General features: G+C 68.4%; 18 protein-coding genes. 5 read left to right on the forward strand and 13 right to left on the reverse strand.

All coding sequences use genetic code 11. The features are described 5' to 3' along the window. Positions 1-39: 39 nt before the first annotated feature. The 8 genes from AC1KAR_RS10905 to AC1KAR_RS10940 form a co-directional block, all read right to left on the reverse strand. Entirely contained in the window at positions 40-990 is a 951-nt protein-coding gene (locus AC1KAR_RS10905) for a Gfo/Idh/MocA family oxidoreductase (RefSeq protein WP_480317355.1), read from the reverse strand. After that, positions 987-1,832 carry a class III extradiol dioxygenase subunit beta gene (locus AC1KAR_RS10910; RefSeq protein WP_480317357.1) on the reverse strand — a complete coding sequence of 282 codons (846 nt, stop codon included), beginning with the start codon at positions 1,830-1,832 and terminating at the stop codon, positions 987-989. The genes AC1KAR_RS10905 and AC1KAR_RS10910 overlap by 4 nt, the downstream gene beginning before the upstream one ends. A 3-nt stretch (positions 1,833-1,835) precedes the next feature. Then, entirely contained in the window at positions 1,836-2,276 is a 441-nt protein-coding gene (gene ligA, locus AC1KAR_RS10915; RefSeq protein WP_480317358.1) for a protocatechuate 4,5-dioxygenase subunit alpha, read from the reverse strand. A 25-nt stretch (positions 2,277-2,301) separates the two neighbouring features. After that, positions 2,302-3,999: a tannase/feruloyl esterase family alpha/beta hydrolase gene (locus tag AC1KAR_RS10920; RefSeq protein ID WP_480317359.1), complete on the reverse strand. Its 1,698-nt coding sequence runs from the start codon at positions 3,997-3,999 to the stop codon at positions 2,302-2,304. A 34-nt stretch (positions 4,000-4,033) separates the two neighbouring features. After that, positions 4,034-4,939, reverse strand: a complete 906-nt coding sequence (locus AC1KAR_RS10925; protein ID WP_480317360.1) for an amidohydrolase family protein — start codon at positions 4,937-4,939, stop codon at positions 4,034-4,036. A gap of 12 nt (positions 4,940-4,951) precedes the next feature. After that, positions 4,952-5,875 (reverse strand): DUF1932 domain-containing protein, encoded by a 924-nt coding sequence (locus tag AC1KAR_RS10930; RefSeq protein WP_480317361.1) that lies wholly within the window; start codon positions 5,873-5,875, stop codon positions 4,952-4,954. Between the two features lie 166 nt (positions 5,876-6,041). Beyond that, positions 6,042-6,725 (reverse strand): 4-carboxy-4-hydroxy-2-oxoadipate aldolase/oxaloacetate decarboxylase, encoded by a 684-nt coding sequence (gene ligK / locus AC1KAR_RS10935; protein WP_480317362.1) that lies wholly within the window; start codon positions 6,723-6,725, stop codon positions 6,042-6,044. Between the two features lies 1 nt (position 6,726). Continuing rightward, positions 6,727-7,761, reverse strand: a complete 1,035-nt coding sequence (locus tag AC1KAR_RS10940; RefSeq protein ID WP_480317364.1) for an amidohydrolase family protein — start codon at positions 7,759-7,761, stop codon at positions 6,727-6,729. A 118-nt stretch (positions 7,762-7,879) separates the two neighbouring features. On the opposite strand from AC1KAR_RS10940, the gene AC1KAR_RS10945 reads away from it, so the two are divergent. Further along, positions 7,880-8,794, forward strand: a complete 915-nt coding sequence (locus AC1KAR_RS10945; protein WP_480317367.1) for a LysR family transcriptional regulator — start codon at positions 7,880-7,882, stop codon at positions 8,792-8,794. A gap of 326 nt (positions 8,795-9,120) precedes the next feature. Beyond that, entirely contained in the window at positions 9,121-10,227 is a 1,107-nt protein-coding gene (locus AC1KAR_RS10950; RefSeq protein WP_480317369.1) for a threonine/serine dehydratase family protein, read from the forward strand. Here AC1KAR_RS10950 and AC1KAR_RS10955 read toward each other — a convergent pair. Further along, a complete protein-coding gene (locus tag AC1KAR_RS10955) occupies positions 10,202-10,669 on the reverse strand; it encodes a GNAT family N-acetyltransferase (protein ID WP_480317371.1) in 468 nt (155 codons plus the stop codon). The two genes, AC1KAR_RS10950 and AC1KAR_RS10955, sit on opposite strands and share 26 nt — an antisense overlap. 110 nt (positions 10,670-10,779) lie before the next feature. On the opposite strand from AC1KAR_RS10955, the gene AC1KAR_RS10960 reads away from it, so the two are divergent. Further along, positions 10,780-12,741 (forward strand): diguanylate cyclase, encoded by a 1,962-nt coding sequence (locus AC1KAR_RS10960; RefSeq protein WP_480317373.1) that lies wholly within the window; start codon positions 10,780-10,782, stop codon positions 12,739-12,741. Here the strand turns inward: AC1KAR_RS10960 and AC1KAR_RS10965 are convergent. Continuing rightward, positions 12,721-13,692, reverse strand: a complete 972-nt coding sequence (locus AC1KAR_RS10965; RefSeq protein WP_480317375.1) for a tripartite tricarboxylate transporter substrate binding protein — start codon at positions 13,690-13,692, stop codon at positions 12,721-12,723. The genes AC1KAR_RS10960 and AC1KAR_RS10965 overlap by 21 nt on opposite strands. A 59-nt stretch (positions 13,693-13,751) precedes the next feature. Continuing rightward, positions 13,752-14,960: an NADH:flavin oxidoreductase/NADH oxidase gene (locus AC1KAR_RS10970; RefSeq protein ID WP_480317377.1), complete on the reverse strand. Its 1,209-nt coding sequence runs from the start codon at positions 14,958-14,960 to the stop codon at positions 13,752-13,754. A 135-nt stretch (positions 14,961-15,095) separates the two neighbouring features. Between AC1KAR_RS10970 and AC1KAR_RS10975 the strand changes: the two genes are divergently transcribed. Further along, a complete protein-coding gene (locus AC1KAR_RS10975; RefSeq protein ID WP_480317379.1) occupies positions 15,096-15,518 on the forward strand; it encodes a universal stress protein in 423 nt (140 codons plus the stop codon). A 43-nt stretch (positions 15,519-15,561) separates the two neighbouring features. Here the strand turns inward: AC1KAR_RS10975 and AC1KAR_RS10980 are convergent, their stop codons facing one another. Both AC1KAR_RS10980 and AC1KAR_RS10985 read right to left on the reverse strand, forming a co-directional pair. Continuing rightward, on the reverse strand, positions 15,562-17,055 hold the full coding sequence (locus AC1KAR_RS10980) for a DHA2 family efflux MFS transporter permease subunit (RefSeq protein WP_480317381.1): 1,494 nt from the start codon (positions 17,053-17,055) through the stop codon (positions 15,562-15,564). Further along, positions 17,055-17,633 carry a YceI family protein gene (locus tag AC1KAR_RS10985; protein WP_480317383.1) on the reverse strand — a complete coding sequence of 193 codons (579 nt, stop codon included), beginning with the start codon at positions 17,631-17,633 and terminating at the stop codon, positions 17,055-17,057. The genes AC1KAR_RS10980 and AC1KAR_RS10985 overlap by 1 nt, the downstream gene beginning before the upstream one ends. 248 nt (positions 17,634-17,881) lie before the next feature. Here AC1KAR_RS10985 and AC1KAR_RS10990 point away from each other — a divergent pair, with 248 nt between their 5' ends. Further along, positions 17,882-18,973 (forward strand): AraC family transcriptional regulator, encoded by a 1,092-nt coding sequence (locus tag AC1KAR_RS10990; RefSeq protein WP_480317385.1) that lies wholly within the window; start codon positions 17,882-17,884, stop codon positions 18,971-18,973. Positions 18,974-19,053 lie beyond the last annotated feature (80 nt).

Consider the following 19,053-nt stretch of genomic DNA (forward strand, 5'->3'; position numbering starts at 1 on the left):
CGGCCTGAGGTATCGAAGGCCCGCTCGAAACGTGCGCGCTCAGGCGCTCAACTGCTGCTCCAGCTGATGCAGCACCTGATAGCACGGCAACACGCTCGCCACGCTCGCATTCGGCTCGCGCTTCTCACGGATGGCGGCGAAGAACTCGCGGTCCTGCAGCTCGATGCCGTTCATCGATACGTCCACCTTGCTCACGTCGATCTTCTCTTCCTTGCCGTTGACCAGATCGTCATAGCGCGCGATGTAGGTTGCGCTGTCGCCGATGTAGCGGAAGAAGGTGCCCAACGGCCCGTCGTTGTTGAAGCTCAAGGACAGGGTGCAGATCGCGCCATTGGCTGCCTTCAACTGGATGCTCATGTCCATCGCGATGCCCAGCGTCGGGTGGATCGGCCCCTGGATCGCGTTCGCCTTCACGATGGGCGAGCCGGTCTGGTAGGCGAAGAGGTCGACCGTGTGCGCCGCGTGGTGCCACAGCAGGTGGTCGGTCCACGAGCGCGGCTGGCCGAGCGCGTTCATGTTGGTGCGGCGGAAGAAATACGTCTGCACATCCATCTGCTGGATGTTGAACTCCTTGGCCACGATCTTCTTGTGCACGTACTGGTGGCTGGGGTTGAAGCGGCGGGTGTGGCCGCACATGGCCACCAGCCCGGTCTGCTTCTGCAGCGCGACGACCTGTTCGCCGTCTTTCAGCACGTCGCACAGCGGGATCTCCACCTGCACGTGCTTGCCGGCGTTCAGGCAGGCGAGCGACTGCGAGGCGTGCATCTGCGTGGGCGTGCACAGGATCACCGCGTCGATCTCCTTGATCGCCAGGCTGTCGGCGAGCTCGGTGGTCACGTGCTTGATGCCGTACCTGCCGGCCACCTCTTGCGTCTTGACCAGATCGCGGCTGATCAGCGAGACAACTTCCACGCCGTCGATCACCTTGATCGCATCCAGATGTTTGATGCCGAAGGCACCGGCGCCCGCGAGCGCAACCTTGATCGTCATGCTTGGTTCTCCAGGATCAGATGGCCCACGGCGGTGTTCGACGCGGGCACGTGATAGAAGCGATGCGCCACCTTGGGTGGCTTGACGCTCATCGCGCCACGGGCGATGAGCCACATCACGAGTTCGATGCCTTCGCTGCCGGCGTCGCGCACGTAGTCGATGTGCGGCACCTTGGCCAGGCCTTCGGGGTCGGCGATCAGGCGGTCCAGGAAGTTGTTGTCGAACTGCTTGTTGATGAGACCGGCGCGCGGCCCCTGCAGCTGGTGGCTCATGCCGCCCGTGCCCCAGATCTGCACGTTGAGCGGCTTGTCGTAGCTGGCGATGGCGCGGCCGATGGCCTGGCCGAGCTTGTAGCAGCGCATGCCCGAAGGGACCGGGTACTGCACCACGTTCACCGCGAAGGGGATCACCTTGAAAGGCCACTCGGCGGGCTGGCCGCACATCAGCGAGAGGGGCACCGTGAGGCCATGGTCCACCTCCATCTTGTTGACGATGGTGAGGTCGAAGTCATCTTGAATGACCGAGTGCGCGATGTGCGCGGCGAAGTCCGGGTCGCCCTGCACCACCGGAACCGGGCGCGGGCCCCAGCCTTCATCGGCCGGCTGGTACGACTCGGCGCAGCCGATGGCGAAGGTGGGGATCATCTCCAGGCTGAACGCGGTGGCGTGGTCGTTGTAGACCAGGAAAACCACATCGGGCTTGTTCTCCTTGATCCACTGCTTGCTGAAGTCGTAGCCCGCAAAAAGCGGCTGCCAGTAAGGCTCGCCACTCTTGCCGAGGTCGAGCGCCGCACCGATGGCGGGCACGTGCGAGGTGTAGACGGAAGCGGTGATCTTGGCCATGGCTCAGAACCCCACCTTCGCTGCGTGGCCTTGCGGCTGATGCTGCGGCTGCGCGTTGCCGTCTTCGCCGAGCTTGCGGTTGCCCTCGGCCGAGCGGCCGCCTCCCATCATCATGTCGCGGTATTCCTCTTCGGTCATGCCGGTCATGCTGCCGGCCATTTGCTGGAAGCTCTTGCCGTGCGTTGCGCCCAGCTTGGCCAGGAAATAAATGTTGCCGCCCTCGGCGATGCAGCGGTTCAGGTCGCGTGCGAGCACGGCCTGCTTCTGCGCCTCGGTCATGGGCCACTCGTCGAGGTAGGCACGCTGGTCGGCGAGAAAGCGCGCGCGGTTCTCGGCCTTCATCAGCGACATGCAGAACTGGTTGAGGTGGAAGCCCTTGCGGGACTGTTCGGCATCGAAGATGGTCGTGCCGGGGATGTCGAGATAGGGTTTGTCGAGTGACATGGTGGGTGTCCCTTTCGTGGGGGAATCAAGGGCGGCATTCGAAGCTCGCGGCTTGCGTGCTCGGGCCGCTGCCCTTGTAGTGGGAGTGCAGCGGCCACGCGCACAGCGGCCGCTCGTTGGTGGTCTTGAAGGGCGGCGTGAACTCCTGTTGCGCCAGCGTGAGTTGGGTGGGGGGCGTGTCGTTCTCGACCCAGGCCGCCACGGCGCCGAGCAGGTCCACATTGGCCGGCGCGCCACTGCCCACGTGGTCCACGCCGGGGGCGGTGTACAGGCGCACGAAGCCGTCGACGGCGGGCTGTCCCATCGTGGCCACCACGCTCTCGTAGTAGGCAATGCCGGCATACGGGCTCTGCGCGTAGTCGGCCATGTTCTCCAGAATGATGAGCTTGCCGCCGCGCCGCGCGAAGGCGCCCAGGTGCGGGTTGGTGGCGTCCATCAGCGCCGACACCTCGCGGATGCGCTCGGTGAAGTGCTCGGGCTTGAAGTCGGTCACCGGCAGGCCGGCGTCGCGCGCAAAGATGTGCTGCACCGTACCGCTGCCGAAGATCCACGCGATGCCGTTGCCTGGCTGCGGCGGCAGGGTGGGTGCACTGCTGCCCAGCCACCACGCGCCCCAGCCGCCGGTAGAGGCAAAGGCCGGCAATGCCTCGCCCGAGACGCCCCAGCCGGGGTACTCGCTGACGCCATGGACCACGGTGAAGGGCAGCTTGTAGGGCGCGTGCAGCTGCTGCACCGCCTTCACTTGCGCGTCGCTCAGGCAGTTGTCGGCGCGGGTGTCGTTGCTGCAACGCAAGGCGGTGACATCGACCGCCTTCTTGCAAGCCAGCGGGTCGGAGACGATGCCGTCGGCCAGGCCATCGAGTGGATCGCAGCGCGCGAGCACGGCCTCGTGCACCAGTTTCACCTGCGCGGGGCGCAGCCAGGCGTCGCCCATGGTGGCCACGCCGTTGCGCGTGCCAGCGAGCTGCAGGCCAACCCAGTTGATGACGGGCACGCGGCTCACGATGCCGTCGAAGTCCTTCGGGTAGCGCTGCGCCATGGCCAGGCCCTCGCGCCCGCCTTCGGAGCTGCCGATGTAGTACAGCTTGGTCGGCGCGCGGCCGTAGGCGCGGATCATGACCAGCACCGCCACGTCGCGCACCTTCTTGTAGGCGGCGTGGGCGAAGTTCTCGAGCGCTTCGTCGTTCGCCGCAAACGCCTGTGGCGGCACGCCGGGCGCGGTGGCGTGACCCGAGTCCGTGCCATAGGTCACGTAGCCTTGCGCCAGCGGTGAGGGGGCGCCGTACAGACCCGCCGGCGGCAGGCCGAGCCCGGTGACCAGCGTGCCGTTGAACCCGCCGCCACCGAACTGCACCGAGCGGCCGTTCCATTCGAGCGGCAGATTGATCTGGAACAGCACCGGCGGGGCGCTGCGCTCGAAGGGCGCGATGCGGCCCAGCACCCGGCAGTGCCGGGGCTGCGCCGGCGTGATGCGCGCGCCGGGTGAGGGCGCGCGCTCCGCCACGCTCAGCTCGCTTGCCTCGATCAGCGTGGCCGAGTCGATCGTCGCGCCCGCGGTCGGCAGGCCGATCGCCTTGGCGGCGATGGGCTGGGTCAGCGCGGCGCAACTCTCGGCCGCGTCGCCACGTTGAAGTGGCCCGGGGCCCACGCAGGCGGCCAGTGCGAGCGGCAGCACGGTGAGGGTGAGGGCGATGCGGGGCGACACGGCGTGAAGAAAGGGCATGGGCAGGCTCGTCGATGGGAGACGCGCCTGGGCCTCAGGGCCAGTACAGGCGCATCGGGTTGTCGACCAGCAGTTTGCGCTGCAACTCCGGTGTCGTGGCGATGTGGGGGATGAAATCCACCAGCAGCCCGTCGTCGGGCATGTGGTTCTTGAGGTTCGGGTGCGGCCAGTCGGTGCCCCACAGCACGCGGTCGGGGAAGGTCTCGACGATGCGGCGTGCGAAGGGGATGACGTCGCGGTAGGCATTCTGTTCGCCATTCAATGCGGGCGGGCCGCTGACGCTCAAGCGCTCGGGGCAGCTCACCTTGCTCCACACGTTGGGGTACTCGCGCATGAACTTCACGAAGAGCTCGAACTCCGGCCCGTCGACCGGCTTCGTCACGTCGGGGCGGCCCATGTGGTCGACCACGATGGTGGTGGGCAGGGCGGTGAAGAAGTCCCACAGCTCGGGCAGGTCGACCGCCTCGAAGTAGATGACCACGTGCCAGCCCAGCGGGGCGATGCGCGATGCGATCTCCATCAGCTCGTCCTTGGGCGTGAAGTCGACCAGGCGCTTGACGAAGTTGAAGCGCACGCCGCGCACGCCGGCGTCGTGCATCTGCTTCAGTTCGTCGTCCGTGACTGAACGCTTCACGGTGGCCACGCCGCGCGCCATGCCCTGCGAGTGGGTCAGCGCGTCGACCATCGCGCGGTTGTCCGCGCCGTGGCAGGTGGCCTGCACGACCACGTTGCGCGCGAAGCCCAGGTGGTCGCGCAGGGCGTAGAGCTGGTGCTTTGACGCATCGCAAGGGGTGTACTTGCGCTCCGGTGCGTAAGGGAACTCGGCCCCGGGGCCGAACACGTGGCAGTGCGCGTCGACGGCGCCTTCGGGCAGCTTGAAGCGCGGCTTGGACGGGCCGGTGTACCAATCGAGCCAACCGGGGGTCTTCTGGAATTCCATGCGTGTGTGATCTCAGTCGATGGGTTTGAACTGCGCGAGGAGGCGATCGGCCTCGGTGCGCCAGTCGGCGCTGCGCGCGAACTCGGGCGTGCCCTTGGGGCCGAAGAGGCCGGCATCGGCGAGGTCGGCCACCCAGGCCTGGCGCTCGGCGGTGCCGTTCGCCGACCACGGAGCGAGCCCCGCTTCGCGCACGGTCTCGGCGACTTCGCGCACCTCTTCACTGCGGCGCCGGCCGTGCTCGATCACGCGCTGGAAGAAGTAGGCGCCCTGCTTCTCCCAGTCGATGCCGGGGAAGGTCTCCTTGAGCGAAGCGAGCACCGCGTCTTCGACGCCGTAGAAGCGGGCGGTGGTGAAGCTTTCGATCACCATCGCCTCCAGGCCCTTGACCATCACGCTGCGGCACATCTTGGTGGCCGAGGCCACGCCGAGTTTCTCGCTTGCTACCTTGCTGTCGAAACCCAGCAGGTTGATGAGGGGCATCAGTGACTGCGCCTCGGGACCGCCCAGCAGCAGCGGCACCTTGATGCGGTAGGGCGGGATGGAGGTCATCACCGCGCCTTCGACATATCGCCCGCCGTTGCGGTTGACGATGTCGGCCGCGGTGATCTTGGCGCCGGGCGAGGCGGAGTTGAAGTCGAGGAAGAAGGCGCTGGGGCGGATGCTCGGCGCGCATGCCTGCGCCACCGGCACGGCCTGGCTGGCGGTGACGGCGCTGATGATGAAGTCGGCCGATTCGGCCAGTTCGGCGTGCGATTCGAACAGCGTCACGCCCTGCTCGGCCGCGTGCTGGCGAATCGGCGCGCCGGCTTCGGTGGTCATCTTGATGTCGTGCGCGCTGACCTTCACACCTTGTGCGCGCAGGTCTTCGGCGAGCGTGCGGCCCACTTCGCCGTAGCCGACGAGGCCGATGTGCCAGAGCTTGGGGTTGGTGTTCATGCGGCTGCTCCTCAAGTGCACGGGCCGTCCAGCCCCAGTCGTCGAGTGTCAAGGGCCGCTCAGGCTGAGGTATCGAAGCCCGGCTCAGGCCGGCGCGGGCCTTCGATACCTCAGCCTGAACGGGTGGTGGTGTGCGAGCCTCTCTTCCGTGCTGCTTTTGTCGCGCCTAGTCGATGTACTTGAGGCCCGCCTTCTCCAGCGGCTCGCGCATCTTGTACATGTCCAGCCCGAGCACGCCCGAGGCGAGCTTGGCGCGCTTCTCTCCTTCAAACGATTCGCGGGCGACCGCCGCTTCCAGCGTCTTGGCGGCGATGCCGCGCGGCACGCAGACCACGCCGTCGTCGTCGGCCACGATCACGTCGCCTGGCGTGACGAGCATGCCGGCGCACACCACCGGGATGTTCACCGAGCCGAGCGTTGCCTTGATCGTGCCCTTGCTGCTGATGGCGCGGCTCCACACCGGGAAGTTCATCTCGCTGAGCGTCTTCACGTCGCGCACGCCGGCGTCGATGATCAGCGCGCGCGCGCCGCGGGCCTGGAAGCTGGTGGCGAGCAGGTCGCCGAAGTAGCCGTCGGTGCACTCGGCAGTGGTGGCGGCCACCACGATGTCCCCCGGGCGGATCTGCTCGGCCGCGACATGCATCATCCAGTTGTCGCCCGGGTGCAGCAGCACGGTGACGGCCGTGCCGCTCACCTGCGCGCCGGCGTAGATCGGGCGCATGTAGGGCTTGAGCAGGCCGACGCGGCCCATGGCCTCGTGCACGGTGGCGCTGCCGAGCGCGGCGAGCTTGTCGGCCACGGCCGAGTCGGTGCGCTGGATGTTGCGGTAGACGACGCCCAGTTCGTACATGTCACTTCCCCTTTGCTTTGAGAGCCGCGTCGAGGCGCGGATACACACGCCGTGCATTGGCTTCGTAGACCTTGTGCTTGTCTTCGGCGCTCAGGATCTTCGAGGCCTCGATGTAGCGCTTGGTGTCGTCGTAGTAGTGGCCGGTCTCGGGGTCGATGCCGCGCACCGCGCCGATCATTTCGCTCGCGAACAGGATGTTGTCGACCGGGATCACCGTGGTCAGCAGGTCGATGCCCGGCTGGTGGTACACGCAGGTGTCGAAGAACACGTTGTTCAGCAGGTGGTCCTTGAGCAAGGGCTTCTTCAACTCCTGCGCCAGCCCACGGTAGCGGCCCCAGTGGTAGGGCGCGGCACCACCGCCGTGCGGCACGACGAACTTGAGCTCGGGGAAGTCCTTGAACAGATCGCCCTGGATGAGTTGCATCACCGCCGTGGTGTCGGCATTGATGTAGTGCGCGCCGGTGGTGTGGAAGCAGGCGTTGCAGCTCGTGCTCACGTGGACCATCGCGGGGATGCGGTGCTCGACCATCTTCTCGTAGATGGGGTACCAGCTCTTGTCGGTGAGCGGCGGCGAGGTCCAGTGCCCGCCTGACGGATCGGGGTTGAGGTTGATGGCGACGTTGCCGTACTGGGTGACGCACTTCTCCAGCTCGGGGATGCAGGTGGCGGGGTCGACGCCCGGCGACTGCGGCAGCATCGCCGCGGGGATGAAGTTGTCGGGGAAGAGTTGCCCCACGCGGTAGCAGAGCTCGTTGCAGATCGCGGCCCACGTGGACGAGACCTCGAAGTCGCCGATGTGGTGCGCCATGAAGCTCGCGCGCGGCGAGAAGATGGTGAGGTCGCTGCCGCGCTCCTGCATCTTCTTCAGCTGGTTGCTCACGATGGTTTCGCGCAGCTCGTCGTCGCTGATCTTCAGCTCGCTGGCCTTGGGCAGGTTGGCCTTGTCGTTGAGGTTGGCGATCTGCCGGTTGCGCCAGTCTTCCAGCGCCTTGGGGGCGGTGGTGTAGTGGCCGTGGATGTCGATGATGAGGCTCATGAGGGGGCTCTTTCGCGCACCAGAAGGGCGATCTGCGAATGATTCTTGCGCAGCACTTCTCATGCAGCAACGAGATAGCCCACATAGCAGCTATGCCCATCCGGCATACACTTTGTGGATGGACTTGAAGCAGCTCGAATACTTCGTGCACGTCGCCGAACTCGGCAGCTTCACGCGTGCCGCGAGCTTTCTTTCCATCGCCCAACCGGCCTTGAGCCGCCAGGTGCGCTCGCTCGAAGTGGAGCTGCGCCAGTCGCTGTTCGAGCGCAATGGCCGAGGCGTCACGCTCACCGAAGCCGGCACGCGCCTGCTCGCGCATGGCCGCGGCATCCTGCAGCAGGTCGAGCGCGCCCGGCTCGACATGGAAGACCACCGCGGCGCCGCCACCGGGCGGCTGGTGATCGCCCTGCCGCCCAGCGTGAGCCGCACGCTCACCGGGCCGCTGGTGGCGGCCTTCCGCGCGCGCTTTCCCAAGGCCACGCTGAGCGTCGTCGAAGGCTTGTCGACCTACGTGCTGGAGTGGCTGGCGATCGGCCGCGTCGACTGCGCGGTGGTCTACAACGTGGCGCCCTCGGCCTCGGTGGACCTGGTGCCGGTGCTCGACGAGCAGCTCTACCTGGTGTCGGCTCGGCCACCGCCAACCAAGGGACAGGAGCGCAAGCTGATCGGCGCGCCTGCCACCCTGTCCGAGGTGGCCGAGCACGAACTCGTGATCCCGAGCCTGCCGCACTCCATCCGCATGCTCTTGGAGACGGCGCTCGCCAACGAAGGCCGCAAGGCGCGCGTGGCGCTCGAAGTCGAAAGCGTGCCGGCGATCCTCGACCTCGTGCAGCAGGGCGTGGCGCATGCGGTGCTTCCGCTCAACGCGATCCAGGCCAGCGGCCATGCAGATGACTTCGTCGTGCGCCCGATCCGTAAGCCCAAGATGGTGACCACGTTGTGGATCGCGACCTCGGCGCAGCGGCACCGCGGACCGCTGATCGACCAATCCACCGAACTGGTGCGAGAACTCCTGCTCAAGTTGTGGGCCTGAGGGCTTGCTGAAGGTGCTTGCGGTCCGGCCGCAGCCTGTGCCATCATGGCCCGCATGCCACGCCGCAATTCCACCCTCACCGCCCGCTTCGCGCACGCACTGCGCGAATGGCTGTTGAGCGCCGCGTCGGCCTTTTCGTCTGTTGTGTTCCCCGTTCCTGCCTCGCGTGCGTTGCGGCCGATCCGCATTGAACGCACGCGCCGCGCACAAGACATTCGAATTCGCCGGGATCGTTGAGCTGCGGCTGCGGCCGGTGCTCGGCGGTCCGTCCTTGTGTTGCGTCGTGCTGCCGCCCTGGCAGCCCCAAGGTCTGAACGGAGAATCCCATGTCATCCCTGTCTGTCGTTCGTGCGCCCGCGCCTGCGCGCGCCGTTGTCGAACCGTCTGCGTCGCCTGCTGAACCCGCGTTGCCATCGGCAAGCCCCGCTGCCTACCCCACATTGCGCGAGATCGAGCACACCGCGCGCCGACTCGCGGGCCGCGTACTGACCACGCCGGTGTGGCGGTGGCAAACGGGCGTCGTGGAACGCGAGCTGAGTTCGCGCACCGAGGTGTGGCTCAAGCTCGAGCTCTTTCAGCGCACCGGCAGCTTCAAGTTGCGCGGCGCGCTCAACGTGATCGAATCGCTCGACGAAGGCGCACGGGCCCGCGGCGTGGTGGCCGCGAGTGCCGGCAACCATGCGGTGGCGGTGGCGCACGCCGCGCGCACCCTGGGCACGCACGCCAAGCTCGCCATGCCGCGCCACGCCAGCCCGGCGCGGCTGTCTGCCTGCCGCGAAGCCGGCGCGGAGTTGCTGCTCACCGACACCATCCACGAGGCGTTCGCACTGGCGCAGCAGGTGGCTGCCGACGAAGGGCGCAGCATGGTTCATCCATTCGATGGGCCGCGCACCGCTGCGGGCACGGCGACCCTCGGCCTGGAGCTCATGCGCGAGGTGCGCGGGCTCGACGCGGTGATCGTGCCGCTGGGCGGTGGCGGCCTGTGTGGCGGCGTGGCCGCGGCCGTGAAGCAGATCAACCCGCGCTGCAAGGTCTTCGGCGTGGAGCCGCAAGGGGCCGACGCGATGTTCCGCAGCTTCGAGGCCGGTCGGCCCGTGCAGTTACCGCGTGTGGACAGCATCGCCGACAGCCTGTGCGCGCCATATGCCCTGGAGTACAGCTATCGGCTGTGCCGCCGCTTCGTCGACGAGATCGTGCGCGTGGATGACGGCGCGCTGGCCGCAGGCGTGCAGCACCTGTTCAGCGACATGAAGCTTGCGGTGGAGCCCGCGGCGGCGGCCTCGACCGCGGCCTTGCTCGGGCCCTTGCGCGATCGGCTCGACGGCCGGCGGGTGGCGTTGGTGGTGTGCGGCTCGAACATCGACGCCGCCGGCTACGCCGAGCTGCTGCAGCCGGGCAGGCGGCCGGTCACGCAGGGATGGCGAGCGTCTTGACGAGCCGCACCGCGTCAGCCACGCCCTGGTAGTAGCCGGGGCGCTGCGCGACCAGCTCGAAGCCGTGGTGACAGTAGAAAGCACGCGCGCCGGCGTTGTCGGAGCGCGCCTCCAGGTGAATCTGGCGCATGCCGGCGACGCGCGCCGACTGCTCGAGCCAGTTCAGAAGCGCGTTGCCCACGCCTTGTCGGCGGCAGCGCGGCTGGGTGGCGAAGAGCAGCAGGTGTGAATCCGAATCGCCGTAGGACATGATGGCAAAGCCCAGCAGGTCGGTGCCACGGCGCGCCACCACCACATTGGTGTCGGCATCGGCCAGGCAGTCCATCACGCGCTGGGGGGTCCAGCGCCACTCGAGGCCGTGTTCGATCACGCGGCGCGACAGGGACGCGATGGCTGCTGCATCGGAAGGCAGCGCCAGGCTGATGTCGCTTTCGGTGATCATGGTGCGGTCATTCTCATCGTCGCCGCGGGCGGTGACAATGGCTTGTGTTGCTGTCGCACCGTCAACCCCCCCACCCTGTGCGTGTCTCGCTGGCTCCTGCTTTGTTGTTGATGCTGATGTCGTCGGCGGCGTGCGTGGTGCATGCGGCCGACGATGTGCACGCCGACACGCGCCGCCTCGTGCAGGAGAGCCAGGCGCAGGTCAAGATCGACCCCGAGCGCAGCCGCGACCTGGCCGAGCAGGCCCTGCAGCAACTCGCCGCGCAGCCCGAGCCCGATCTGCAAGTGCATGCTCACCTGCTGCTGTGCGACTACCACTCGGAGCGCGAGCAAGCTGCGGCGCAGCGGCACGTGGTGCAAGCGCGTGCTCTGCTCGCGCAGGTGCAGCGCAAGGGCCTCGCGGCGGGGCTGCTCGGGTGCGAAGGCGAGATCCACGAAGCGGCTGGCAACAACGCGGGGGCGCTGGTGCTCTACGAACAGCAAGTCGCGCTGGCCGAGCAGACTCGCGACGACGAGATGTACGCCGACGCCCTGTTCAACCGCGGCCACCTGCGTGGTGTGCGCGGCGAGTTCGCGCTCGGCCTGGCCGACCTCAAGCGCTCGCGCTCGCTGTTCGAGCGGCTGCAGATGCCGCAGCACACGATGACGCTCGAGAACGCCATCGCCATCCTCTACAACCGCATGGGCGATCACGAGCAGGCGCGCCGCGCCTACGAGTCCGCCTTGAAGGCACAGACGGCCGCGGGCCTGCGGCGCGAGCAGGTGGTCACTCATTACAACCTCGGCCGCACGCTCGAAAGCATGCGTGAGTGGGATGCCGCGCAGCAGGCCTTCGACGCGGTGCTCAGCCTGAGCCGCGAGCTCGACTACCCGCGCGGCTCGGCCTACGCACTGCGCGGCCTGGCCAGCGTGCAGAACGCGCGCCAGGAGCCACAGCGGGCGCTGGATCTGCTCGATCGCGCGGCGGCGCTGCAGCGCGAGCTCTCCGATGCGCGCCTGCGTGCGCAGATCCTGCTGCAGCGCGGCGTGGCCTTGCGCCTGCTGCGCCGGCTGCCCGAAAGCGCCGCGGCACTCAGCCAGGCGCTGGCCGTGTTCAGCAGCGCCGATGCGCTGGCCGAACGCGCGGCGGCGCACGGCGCGCTCGCCGAGACGCTGGCCGAGCAGGGCGACTGGCGCGGTGCGTACGACCAGCAGGCGCGCTTCAAGGCCGCGAACGACCAGCTCCTGCTGCGCCAGCTCGACCAGGGTTTCGCTGCCCTGAAACTTGACTACGACAACGCCGCGCGCGACCGCGAGCTCGTGCTGCTGCAGCAGACGCAGTCGGCCGCCGAACGGGCGCTCGCGCAGGAGCGGCTGGCGGGGCGCTGGTTGACGGTGGCGATGGCGCTGGCCGCCGTGCTGCTGGTGGTGTTCGGCGTGTTGCTGTGGCGGCATCGGCGCACCAGCGCCGCCATGCGCGGCCTGGCGATGACCGACGAGCTCACCGCCTTGCCCAACCGCCGCGCCGCGCTGGCGGCCATCGAGGCGCAACTCGTGCGCGCCTCGCCGCTGTGTGCCGTGCTGCTGGCCGACATCGATTCCTTCAAGGCGATCAACGACAACCACGGCCACCTGGCCGGGGACCACATCCTGCGCGCCGTGGCCCAGGTGGTGCGCAGCTTCGAGCACGGCGCGCCGGGCGCCACGGCCTGCCTGGCGCGCTTTGGTGGCGAGGAGTTCCTGGCGGTGCTGCCCGGCGCGACCTACGAGTCGGCGCTGGTGGCGGCCGAGCGCCTGCGCGTGGCGGTGGCCGCGCTCGACGTCTCGCGCTGGTGCCCCGACCGGCCGTTGAGCATCAGCGTCGGCGTGACCGCGCTCGTGGCCGGCGACAGCCTGAGCAGCCTGCTGCGGCGCGCCGACGAAGCACTGTACGCCGCCAAGGACGCCGGGCGCAACTGCGTGGTCGGCCGGCCCGCCGCGGGCCCCTCAACGGGCTGCGGCGCGACGGTCGACGCGCATCCCTCGGGCGAGCTGCCCGCGGCCGCGGCGGCGCTCAACACCGCCGCGCTCGGGTCACTCCACGGTGGCGCCTGAGTCCTTCACCACCTTCGCCCACTTCGCGATCTCGCTCTTCTGATACGCGGCCAGTTCGGCCGGCGTGCCGCCTGCCGGGTCGAGGCCGAGTTCGAGCAGCCGCTTCGAGATCTCGGGCGACTTGAGGATGCGGCTCACCTCGCCCTGCAGCTTGTCGACGATGGGCGCCGGTGTGCCGGCCGGTGCGAACAGCGCGAACCACGAGACCGCCTCGAAGCCGGGCAGGCCGGCTTCGGCGATGGTCGGGATATCGGGTGCGGCGGCCGAGCGCCTGGCGCTCGTCACGCCGAGTGCGCGCAGCTTGCCCTCCTTCACCAGCGGCAGGCTGGAGGGCATGTTGTCGAACATCATCGTCACGCGCCCGCCGAGCAGGTCGGGGATGGCGCTGGCGCGGCCCTTGTAGGGGATGTGCGTCATGTCGATGCCGGTCATGGTCTTGAACAACTCGCCCGAGACGTGGATCGAGGTGCCTGAACCCGACGAGGCAAAGGTCATCTTGCCTTCCTTCTTGCCCAGCGCGATGAACTCCTGCAGGTTCTTGGCCGGTACGTCGTTGTTGATCACCAGCATGTTGGGTGTGGTGGCGAGCAGCGTGACGGGGGTGAAGTCCTTCACCATGTCGTAGGGCATCTTCTTGTAGAGCGCGCCGTTGATCGAGTGCGTGCCCACCGTGCCCAGCACCAGCGTGTAGCCATCGGGCGCCGCCTTGGCCACCGCGTCGGCGCCGGTGTTGCCGCCGGCGCCCGGCTTGTTGTCGACGACCACCGACTGGCCCCAGGCGCCTTGCAGCTTGTCGCCGATCAGCCGCGCCAGGATGTCGGGCGCGCCACCGGTGGTGAAGGTCACGACGATGCGGATGGGCTTGTCGGGGTAGGTCTGCGCCTGGGCACTGGTGGCGGCCAGCGAGGTTGCCGCAGTCAGGGCAGCGAGGGTCAGGGATTTGATCAGCATGCGCTTGTCTCCTTGTGTGCTTCGGTGGGTCGGGCGTGTGTGTGATCAAGCGTGAGCGTTCAGACCGAGGTGCGCCAGGCGCCCAGCCGGTCGATCAGCTTGGCGCGGCGCGCCAGCCACCACCCGTAGGGGTCGAGCCAGTGCGTGTAGCGTTCGTTGGCGGGCACGTCGGCTTGCAGGGCCGTGAGCGCCTTGGCCGGCCAGTTCGGGTCTTCGAGAGCCTGGCGTGCGATGGCGGCGAGGTCGGCGCTGCCGTCTTGCAGCGCCTGCTCGGCCTGGTGCGGGTCAACGATCAGGCCGACGGCCATGGTCGCGATGCCGGCGCCTTCGCGCACGGCCTTGGCGTAGGGCAACTGGAAGCCGTATTCGCGCGGCACGGCCGAGGCCGTTGGCGAGGTGGTGATGCCGCCCGAGGAGCAGTCGATCACGTCGACGCCGATGTTCTTCAACTCGCGCGCGTAGGCCACGCTGTCTTCGATCGACCAGCCGTGCTCCACCGCATCCACCGACGAGATGCGCACGAAAAGCGGGAGGTGCTGCGGCCAGGCGGCGCGCAGCAGCGTGGCCACTTCGAGCGGCAGGCGCATGCGGCCGGCGCGATCGCCGCCATAGCCATCGGTGCGCTGGTTGGTGATCGGCGAAAGGAAGGAGTGCAGCAGGTAGCCGTGCGCGTTGTGCATCTCCAGCACCTCGAAGCCGGCCTGCAGCGCGCGCTCGGCGGCGCGACCGAAGTCTTGCTTCAGGCGTTCGATGTCGGCGAGCGTCATCTCGCGCGGCAGCAGCCAGCCGGGCTCGACCGCCATTGCGGTGGGCGCGATCACCTCCCAGGGCGCTTCGCCGCGTGGCGTGTCGCTCGCATCCATCGGCCCGTTGCCTTGCCAGGGCCGCTGCATGCTCGCCTTGCGGCCGGCGTGCGCGAGCTGGATGGCGGGTGTCGCCCCGTGCTGCTTGATGAAGCGTGCGATGCGCGCGAGCGGCTCGGTCTGCCCGTCGTGCCAGAGGCCCAGGTCGCCGTGCGTGATGCGGCCTTCGGGCTGCACCGCGGTGGCTTCCACGAAGACCAGGCCCGCGCCGCCGAGGGCGTAGCGGCCCAGGTGCACGAGGTGGAAGTCGCTCGCCATGCCGTCGGTGGCCGAGTAAGTGCACATCGGTGCGATCACGATGCGGTTGCGCAGCGTCACCGTGCGAAGGGTGAGGGGTTGCAGCAGGCGGGGGCTGTTCGCGCGGGCCTCGGTCACGGGCGTCTCGTGAGGGCGGGTCAGCTGCATGGTGGGCGATCACCGGGGCGATGTCACTCAAGGACTTCCATGCCCTGGCTTGTCGTGCATGTGACAGCCGCTGCGGTTTCGAACTTTAGGCAATAGAGTTGTCTAACCCACTCCTGAACACGGAAAGGACCTGTGATGAACATCCTCTTGGCGGTCGACGGCAGCGAGTACACCAACCGCATGCTGGCCTACCTGGGCGCGAACCCGGAACTGCTCGGCGCGAAGCACGAGTTCACGGCGCTCTCCGTGGTGTCTCCGGTGCCGCCGAACGCCACCCGCTTCATTGCGAAGGATGCCCTCGAGTCCTATTACAGCGAACAGGCCGAGGAAGTGTTGAAGCCCTTGCGCCAGTACGCGCAACAAAAGGGATGGGCGGTCACCACCCGCCACGAGGTCGGCTTCGCGGCGGAATCCATTGCCAAGGTGGCCGAAAGCGGCAACTACGACCTGGTGGTGCTCGGCTCGCACGGCCACGGCGCCCTGGGCCAGCTCGTGCTGGGCTCGGTGGTCACCGGCGTCATGGCGCGCTGCAAGAAACCGGTGCTGATCGTGCGCTGATGGTGCGTTGATCTTGCGCCGACATGCGGCCGCGCGCGTCGCGTCAGACGTGCGCCGCCGGCTGCACGGCACCGTCACCCGATGACGCGGCCGCGTGCGTCCTTGTGCGCAGCAGCGATGCGCCGAGCACGGCGGCAATTAGCGCAAAGCCGGTGCCCGCGACGAAGGCCAGGCTGTAGCCGCTGTTGAGTGCTGCAGGCATGGTCGCGCCGGCGGCGATCTGCGTGCTCGTGCGCGCTGCGGCCAGGCTGGCCAGCACCGCCAGGCCGAGTGCCCCGCCCATCATGAAGGCCGTGTTCACCACGCCCGAGGCCAGGCCCGATTCATCGGGCGGAACATCGCTCATCGCGGCCAGCAGCAGCGGGTTGAAGGCGATGCCCGAGCCCAGGCCGAGCAGCAGCATGCCGGGCAGCACATGGGTTGCGAAGCTGCCCCCCACCGGTGCGCCCGAAAACAACAACAGCCCGATCGACGCCAGCAGCAGGCCCGCGCCGAGCGGGCGGCGCACGCCGAAACGCATCACCAGCCGTGCCGACAAGCCCACCGAGAACGCCGCCATGATCAGGTTGGCGGGCAGGAAGGCCAGGCCCACCTGCATCGGCGTGTAGCCGAGCACCAGCTGCAGGTACAGCGCCGAGATGAAGAACCAGGCGAACATCGCTGCCGCCCACAGCACGGCCACCACGTTGGCCACCGCCACGTTGCGCAGCTTGAAGAGGCCGAGCGGCATCAGCGGGTGCCGAACGCGCGCCTCGATCGCGATGAACGCCGCCAGCAGCACGAGGGCCGCGCCCAGCAGGCCGAGCGTCTGTGCCGAGAGCCAGCCCGCCTCGTTGCCGTCGACCACTGCGTACACCGCGAGCATCAGCGAGGCGGTAACGGTGACAGCCCCGGCCACGTCGAGCCGCTCGCCGTGCGCGGCACCGCGGTGGCCGGGGATGAGTGCCACGCACAGCGCATAGACCGCCACACCGATCGGCAGGTTGACGAGGAAGATCCAGTGCCAGCTCAGGCTGCTCGTGAGCAGGCCGCCCAGCAGCACGCCGATGCTGCCGCCACCGGCGCACACGAAGCCATAGACGCCCATCGCCTTGGCGCGCTCGGCCGGCTCGGTGAAGAGGTTCATGATCAGCGAGAGCGACACCGCCGACACCACCGCGCCACCCAGCCCTTGCACGGCGCGCGCCACGATCAGCATGGCCTGCGAGTGGGCCAGCCCGCAGGCGAGCGAGGCCAGCGTGAAGAGCACGATGCCGAGCAGGAACAAGCGCCGGTGCCCGTAGAGATCGCCCAGCCGCCCGCCCAGCAGCAGGAAGCCGCCGAAGGTGAGCAGGTAGGCGTTGACCACCCACACGAGGCCGGTCTCGCTGAAGTGCAGGTCGTCGCGGATCGACGGCAGCGCCACGTTCACGATGGTCGAGTCGAGCACGATCATCAGCACGCCCAGGCAGAGCACCATCAGTGCGAGCCAGCGCTTTCGGTGGTCGAGTGCGGCGTGCGGCGTGGATGCGGGTGCGGGTGCGGGTGCCACGCCCATCACTCGGCCGCCACCGCTTCGACCTGGATGCGCAGGTTCACGTCCATCTTGAAGCCGTAGTCCTTGCCGGCGTCGATGCCGAAGTCGGCGCGGTTGAATGTGGCCGAGGCATCGGCGCCGCACCAGTCGCGCTTGAACAGCGGGTGCGGCATGCACTTGAAGCTGTGGATGGTGAGCGTGACCGGCTTGGTCACGCCATGCAGCGTGAGTTCGCCCACCACGCGCGACGGCGCGCCGTTGGCGAAACCTTCGAGGCGCCCGTTGTAGCGCGCGGTGGGGTAGTTGGCGGTGTCGAACATGTCGGCTTCGCGCGCCTTGCTGTTCATGACGTCGAGGCCGAAGTCGATGCTCGTCATGTCCATGACGATGCCGACCGTCCCGCTGCCCGCGGCCTTGTCGAGCACGATCGTGCCCACGTTCTTGTTGATCTTGCCCCGCCACATCGACATTCCCATGTGGTCGGCCTCGAAGCTCGGGAACGTGTGGGTCGGGTCGGCACTGTAGGTGACGGGGGCGGCGACGGCGGTGGCGGCCAGGAATGTGGCGGCCAGTGCGGTGAGGGTGCGGCGTGTCTTCATGGGGTGCATCACGGTGAGGGATGGATGGGGGCGATCGTAGGCTCGTCGGCCCCTTCGTTGGCGCGGCTCGGGCGCAGAGCAACGTTATGGCACACCGTGGCCGACTCGAACAACTGACAGACGCTGAAATCCGCACCGGGGCGCTCGCGGGGCAGAGCCCTGCGGCTGCGCGAATGCGTTGGTCGCACCCTACCGCTCTCCCCCCGCGTTAGACAGGCCCTAGGATGCGTGCCACATCGCGCTTCCGTATGGACACCTCAAGCACCCTCGACCTCGCGCTGCGCACCAGCCTGGTGACGCTGACGCTCTTTGCGGCCGCCATCGTCTGGCGGGACCAGGGCCGATCGCGCGTTGGCCGTCTGGCGGCGGCGTTGGCAGTTGGCGTGGCGGCGTATGCGCTGCAGTCCAGCGCGGGCTTCATGGCGTGGCCAGCGGCCGCGCGCGTGCCTCTGGCGGTGCTGTCGACCGGCAATGCGGTGGTGTTCTGGCTGTTCGCGCGCACGGTGTTCGACGACGACTTCCGCCTGCGCCCGGTGCACGCGCTGCCGTGGCTCGCGATGGCCGGGCTGGCGCTCGCCTACCGCTGGGTGGATGCGCGCCCGGCGCTCGACCTGCTGATCCCGATCGCGACCTTGGCCTTCGCGCTGCTGGCCGTGGCGCAGTCGATCGCGTCGTGGCGTGTCGATCTGGTCGAACGCCGTCGCCGGCTGCGGGTCTTCATCGTCGCGGCGGGGGCCTTCTTCACCGCGGTCAACATGTCCATGCGCTTGGTGCCCGGGCCGTGGGCCGAGTTGTGGCGCGGGCCGGCGAATGTCTGCGCGCTGCTGACGATCGCCGCGCTGGTGTGCTGGCGCCTGCTGCGCGCACCGGATGGCTTGTTCGCGCAGGCGGACCCGCGGCCCGCCCAGGCCGTTGAGCCCAGGCCGCAGGCGCTCGAAGCTGCCGGTGAAAATGCGGATGAAAATGCCGATGAACGTGCCGAGGGTGCGGCCGAAGCCGCGCTGATCGCCCGCCTGGAGTCGGTGATGCAATCCGACCGCGTTTACCGCCAGGAGGGGCTGACGATTGCCGCGCTGGCCACGCGTCTGGCCGTGCCCGAGTACCGCCTGCGCCGCGCCATCAACCAGCGGCTGGGGCATCGCAACTTCAATGCCTTCCTCAACCGATACCGCATCGAGGACGTGAAAGCCGCGCTGTCGGATGCGGCCCAGGCCGAGGTGCCGGTGCTCACGCTCGCGATGGACGCCGGCTTCCAGTCGGTGGGCCCGTTCAATCGGGCCTTCAAGGCCGACACCGGCCAGACGCCGACCGAGTTCCGGCGCGCGCACCTCGCGGCCTGAGTGGCGTGCGGCCCGAGGCACGGGCGATCCGATCTGTCACGCAGAACGCACCCCGGGGCATTCCATTATGTGCACGGCCG

This window comes from Piscinibacter sp. PDB1-1, from assembly GCF_056675995.1.

What these genes read in the sequence shown, in the direction of transcription:
- AC1KAR_RS10905 (WP_480317355.1), bottom strand. Translation starts at nt 990, where the DNA reads ATGACGATCAAGGTTGCGCTCGCGGGCGCCGGTGCCTTCGGCATCAAA.
- AC1KAR_RS10945 (WP_480317367.1), top strand. Translation starts at nt 7,880, where the DNA reads ATGGACTTGAAGCAGCTCGAATACTTCGTGCACGTCGCCGAACTCGGC.
- AC1KAR_RS10980 (WP_480317381.1), bottom strand. Translation starts at nt 17,055, where the DNA reads ATGGGCGTGGCACCCGCACCCGCACCCGCATCCACGCCGCACGCCGCA.
- AC1KAR_RS10925 (WP_480317360.1), bottom strand. Translation starts at nt 4,939, where the DNA reads ATGGAATTCCAGAAGACCCCCGGTTGGCTCGATTGGTACACCGGCCCG.
- AC1KAR_RS10975 (WP_480317379.1), top strand. Translation starts at nt 15,096, where the DNA reads ATGAACATCCTCTTGGCGGTCGACGGCAGCGAGTACACCAACCGCATG.
- AC1KAR_RS10970 (WP_480317377.1), bottom strand. Translation starts at nt 14,960, where the DNA reads ATGCAGCTGACCCGCCCTCACGAGACGCCCGTGACCGAGGCCCGCGCG.
- AC1KAR_RS10920 (WP_480317359.1), bottom strand. Translation starts at nt 3,999, where the DNA reads ATGCCCTTTCTTCACGCCGTGTCGCCCCGCATCGCCCTCACCCTCACC.
- AC1KAR_RS10965 (WP_480317375.1), bottom strand. Translation starts at nt 13,692, where the DNA reads ATGCTGATCAAATCCCTGACCCTCGCTGCCCTGACTGCGGCAACCTCG.
- AC1KAR_RS10955 (WP_480317371.1), bottom strand. Translation starts at nt 10,669, where the DNA reads ATGATCACCGAAAGCGACATCAGCCTGGCGCTGCCTTCCGATGCAGCA.
- ligK (WP_480317362.1), bottom strand. Translation starts at nt 6,725, where the DNA reads ATGTACGAACTGGGCGTCGTCTACCGCAACATCCAGCGCACCGACTCG.
- AC1KAR_RS10910 (WP_480317357.1), bottom strand. Translation starts at nt 1,832, where the DNA reads ATGGCCAAGATCACCGCTTCCGTCTACACCTCGCACGTGCCCGCCATC.
- AC1KAR_RS10960 (WP_480317373.1), top strand. Translation starts at nt 10,780, where the DNA reads ATGCTGATGTCGTCGGCGGCGTGCGTGGTGCATGCGGCCGACGATGTG.
- ligA (WP_480317358.1), bottom strand. Translation starts at nt 2,276, where the DNA reads ATGTCACTCGACAAACCCTATCTCGACATCCCCGGCACGACCATCTTC.
- AC1KAR_RS10990 (WP_480317385.1), top strand. Translation starts at nt 17,882, where the DNA reads ATGGACACCTCAAGCACCCTCGACCTCGCGCTGCGCACCAGCCTGGTG.
- AC1KAR_RS10950 (WP_480317369.1), top strand. Translation starts at nt 9,121, where the DNA reads ATGTCATCCCTGTCTGTCGTTCGTGCGCCCGCGCCTGCGCGCGCCGTT.
- AC1KAR_RS10930 (WP_480317361.1), bottom strand. Translation starts at nt 5,875, where the DNA reads ATGAACACCAACCCCAAGCTCTGGCACATCGGCCTCGTCGGCTACGGC.
- AC1KAR_RS10985 (WP_480317383.1), bottom strand. Translation starts at nt 17,633, where the DNA reads ATGAAGACACGCCGCACCCTCACCGCACTGGCCGCCACATTCCTGGCC.
- AC1KAR_RS10940 (WP_480317364.1), bottom strand. Translation starts at nt 7,761, where the DNA reads ATGAGCCTCATCATCGACATCCACGGCCACTACACCACCGCCCCCAAG.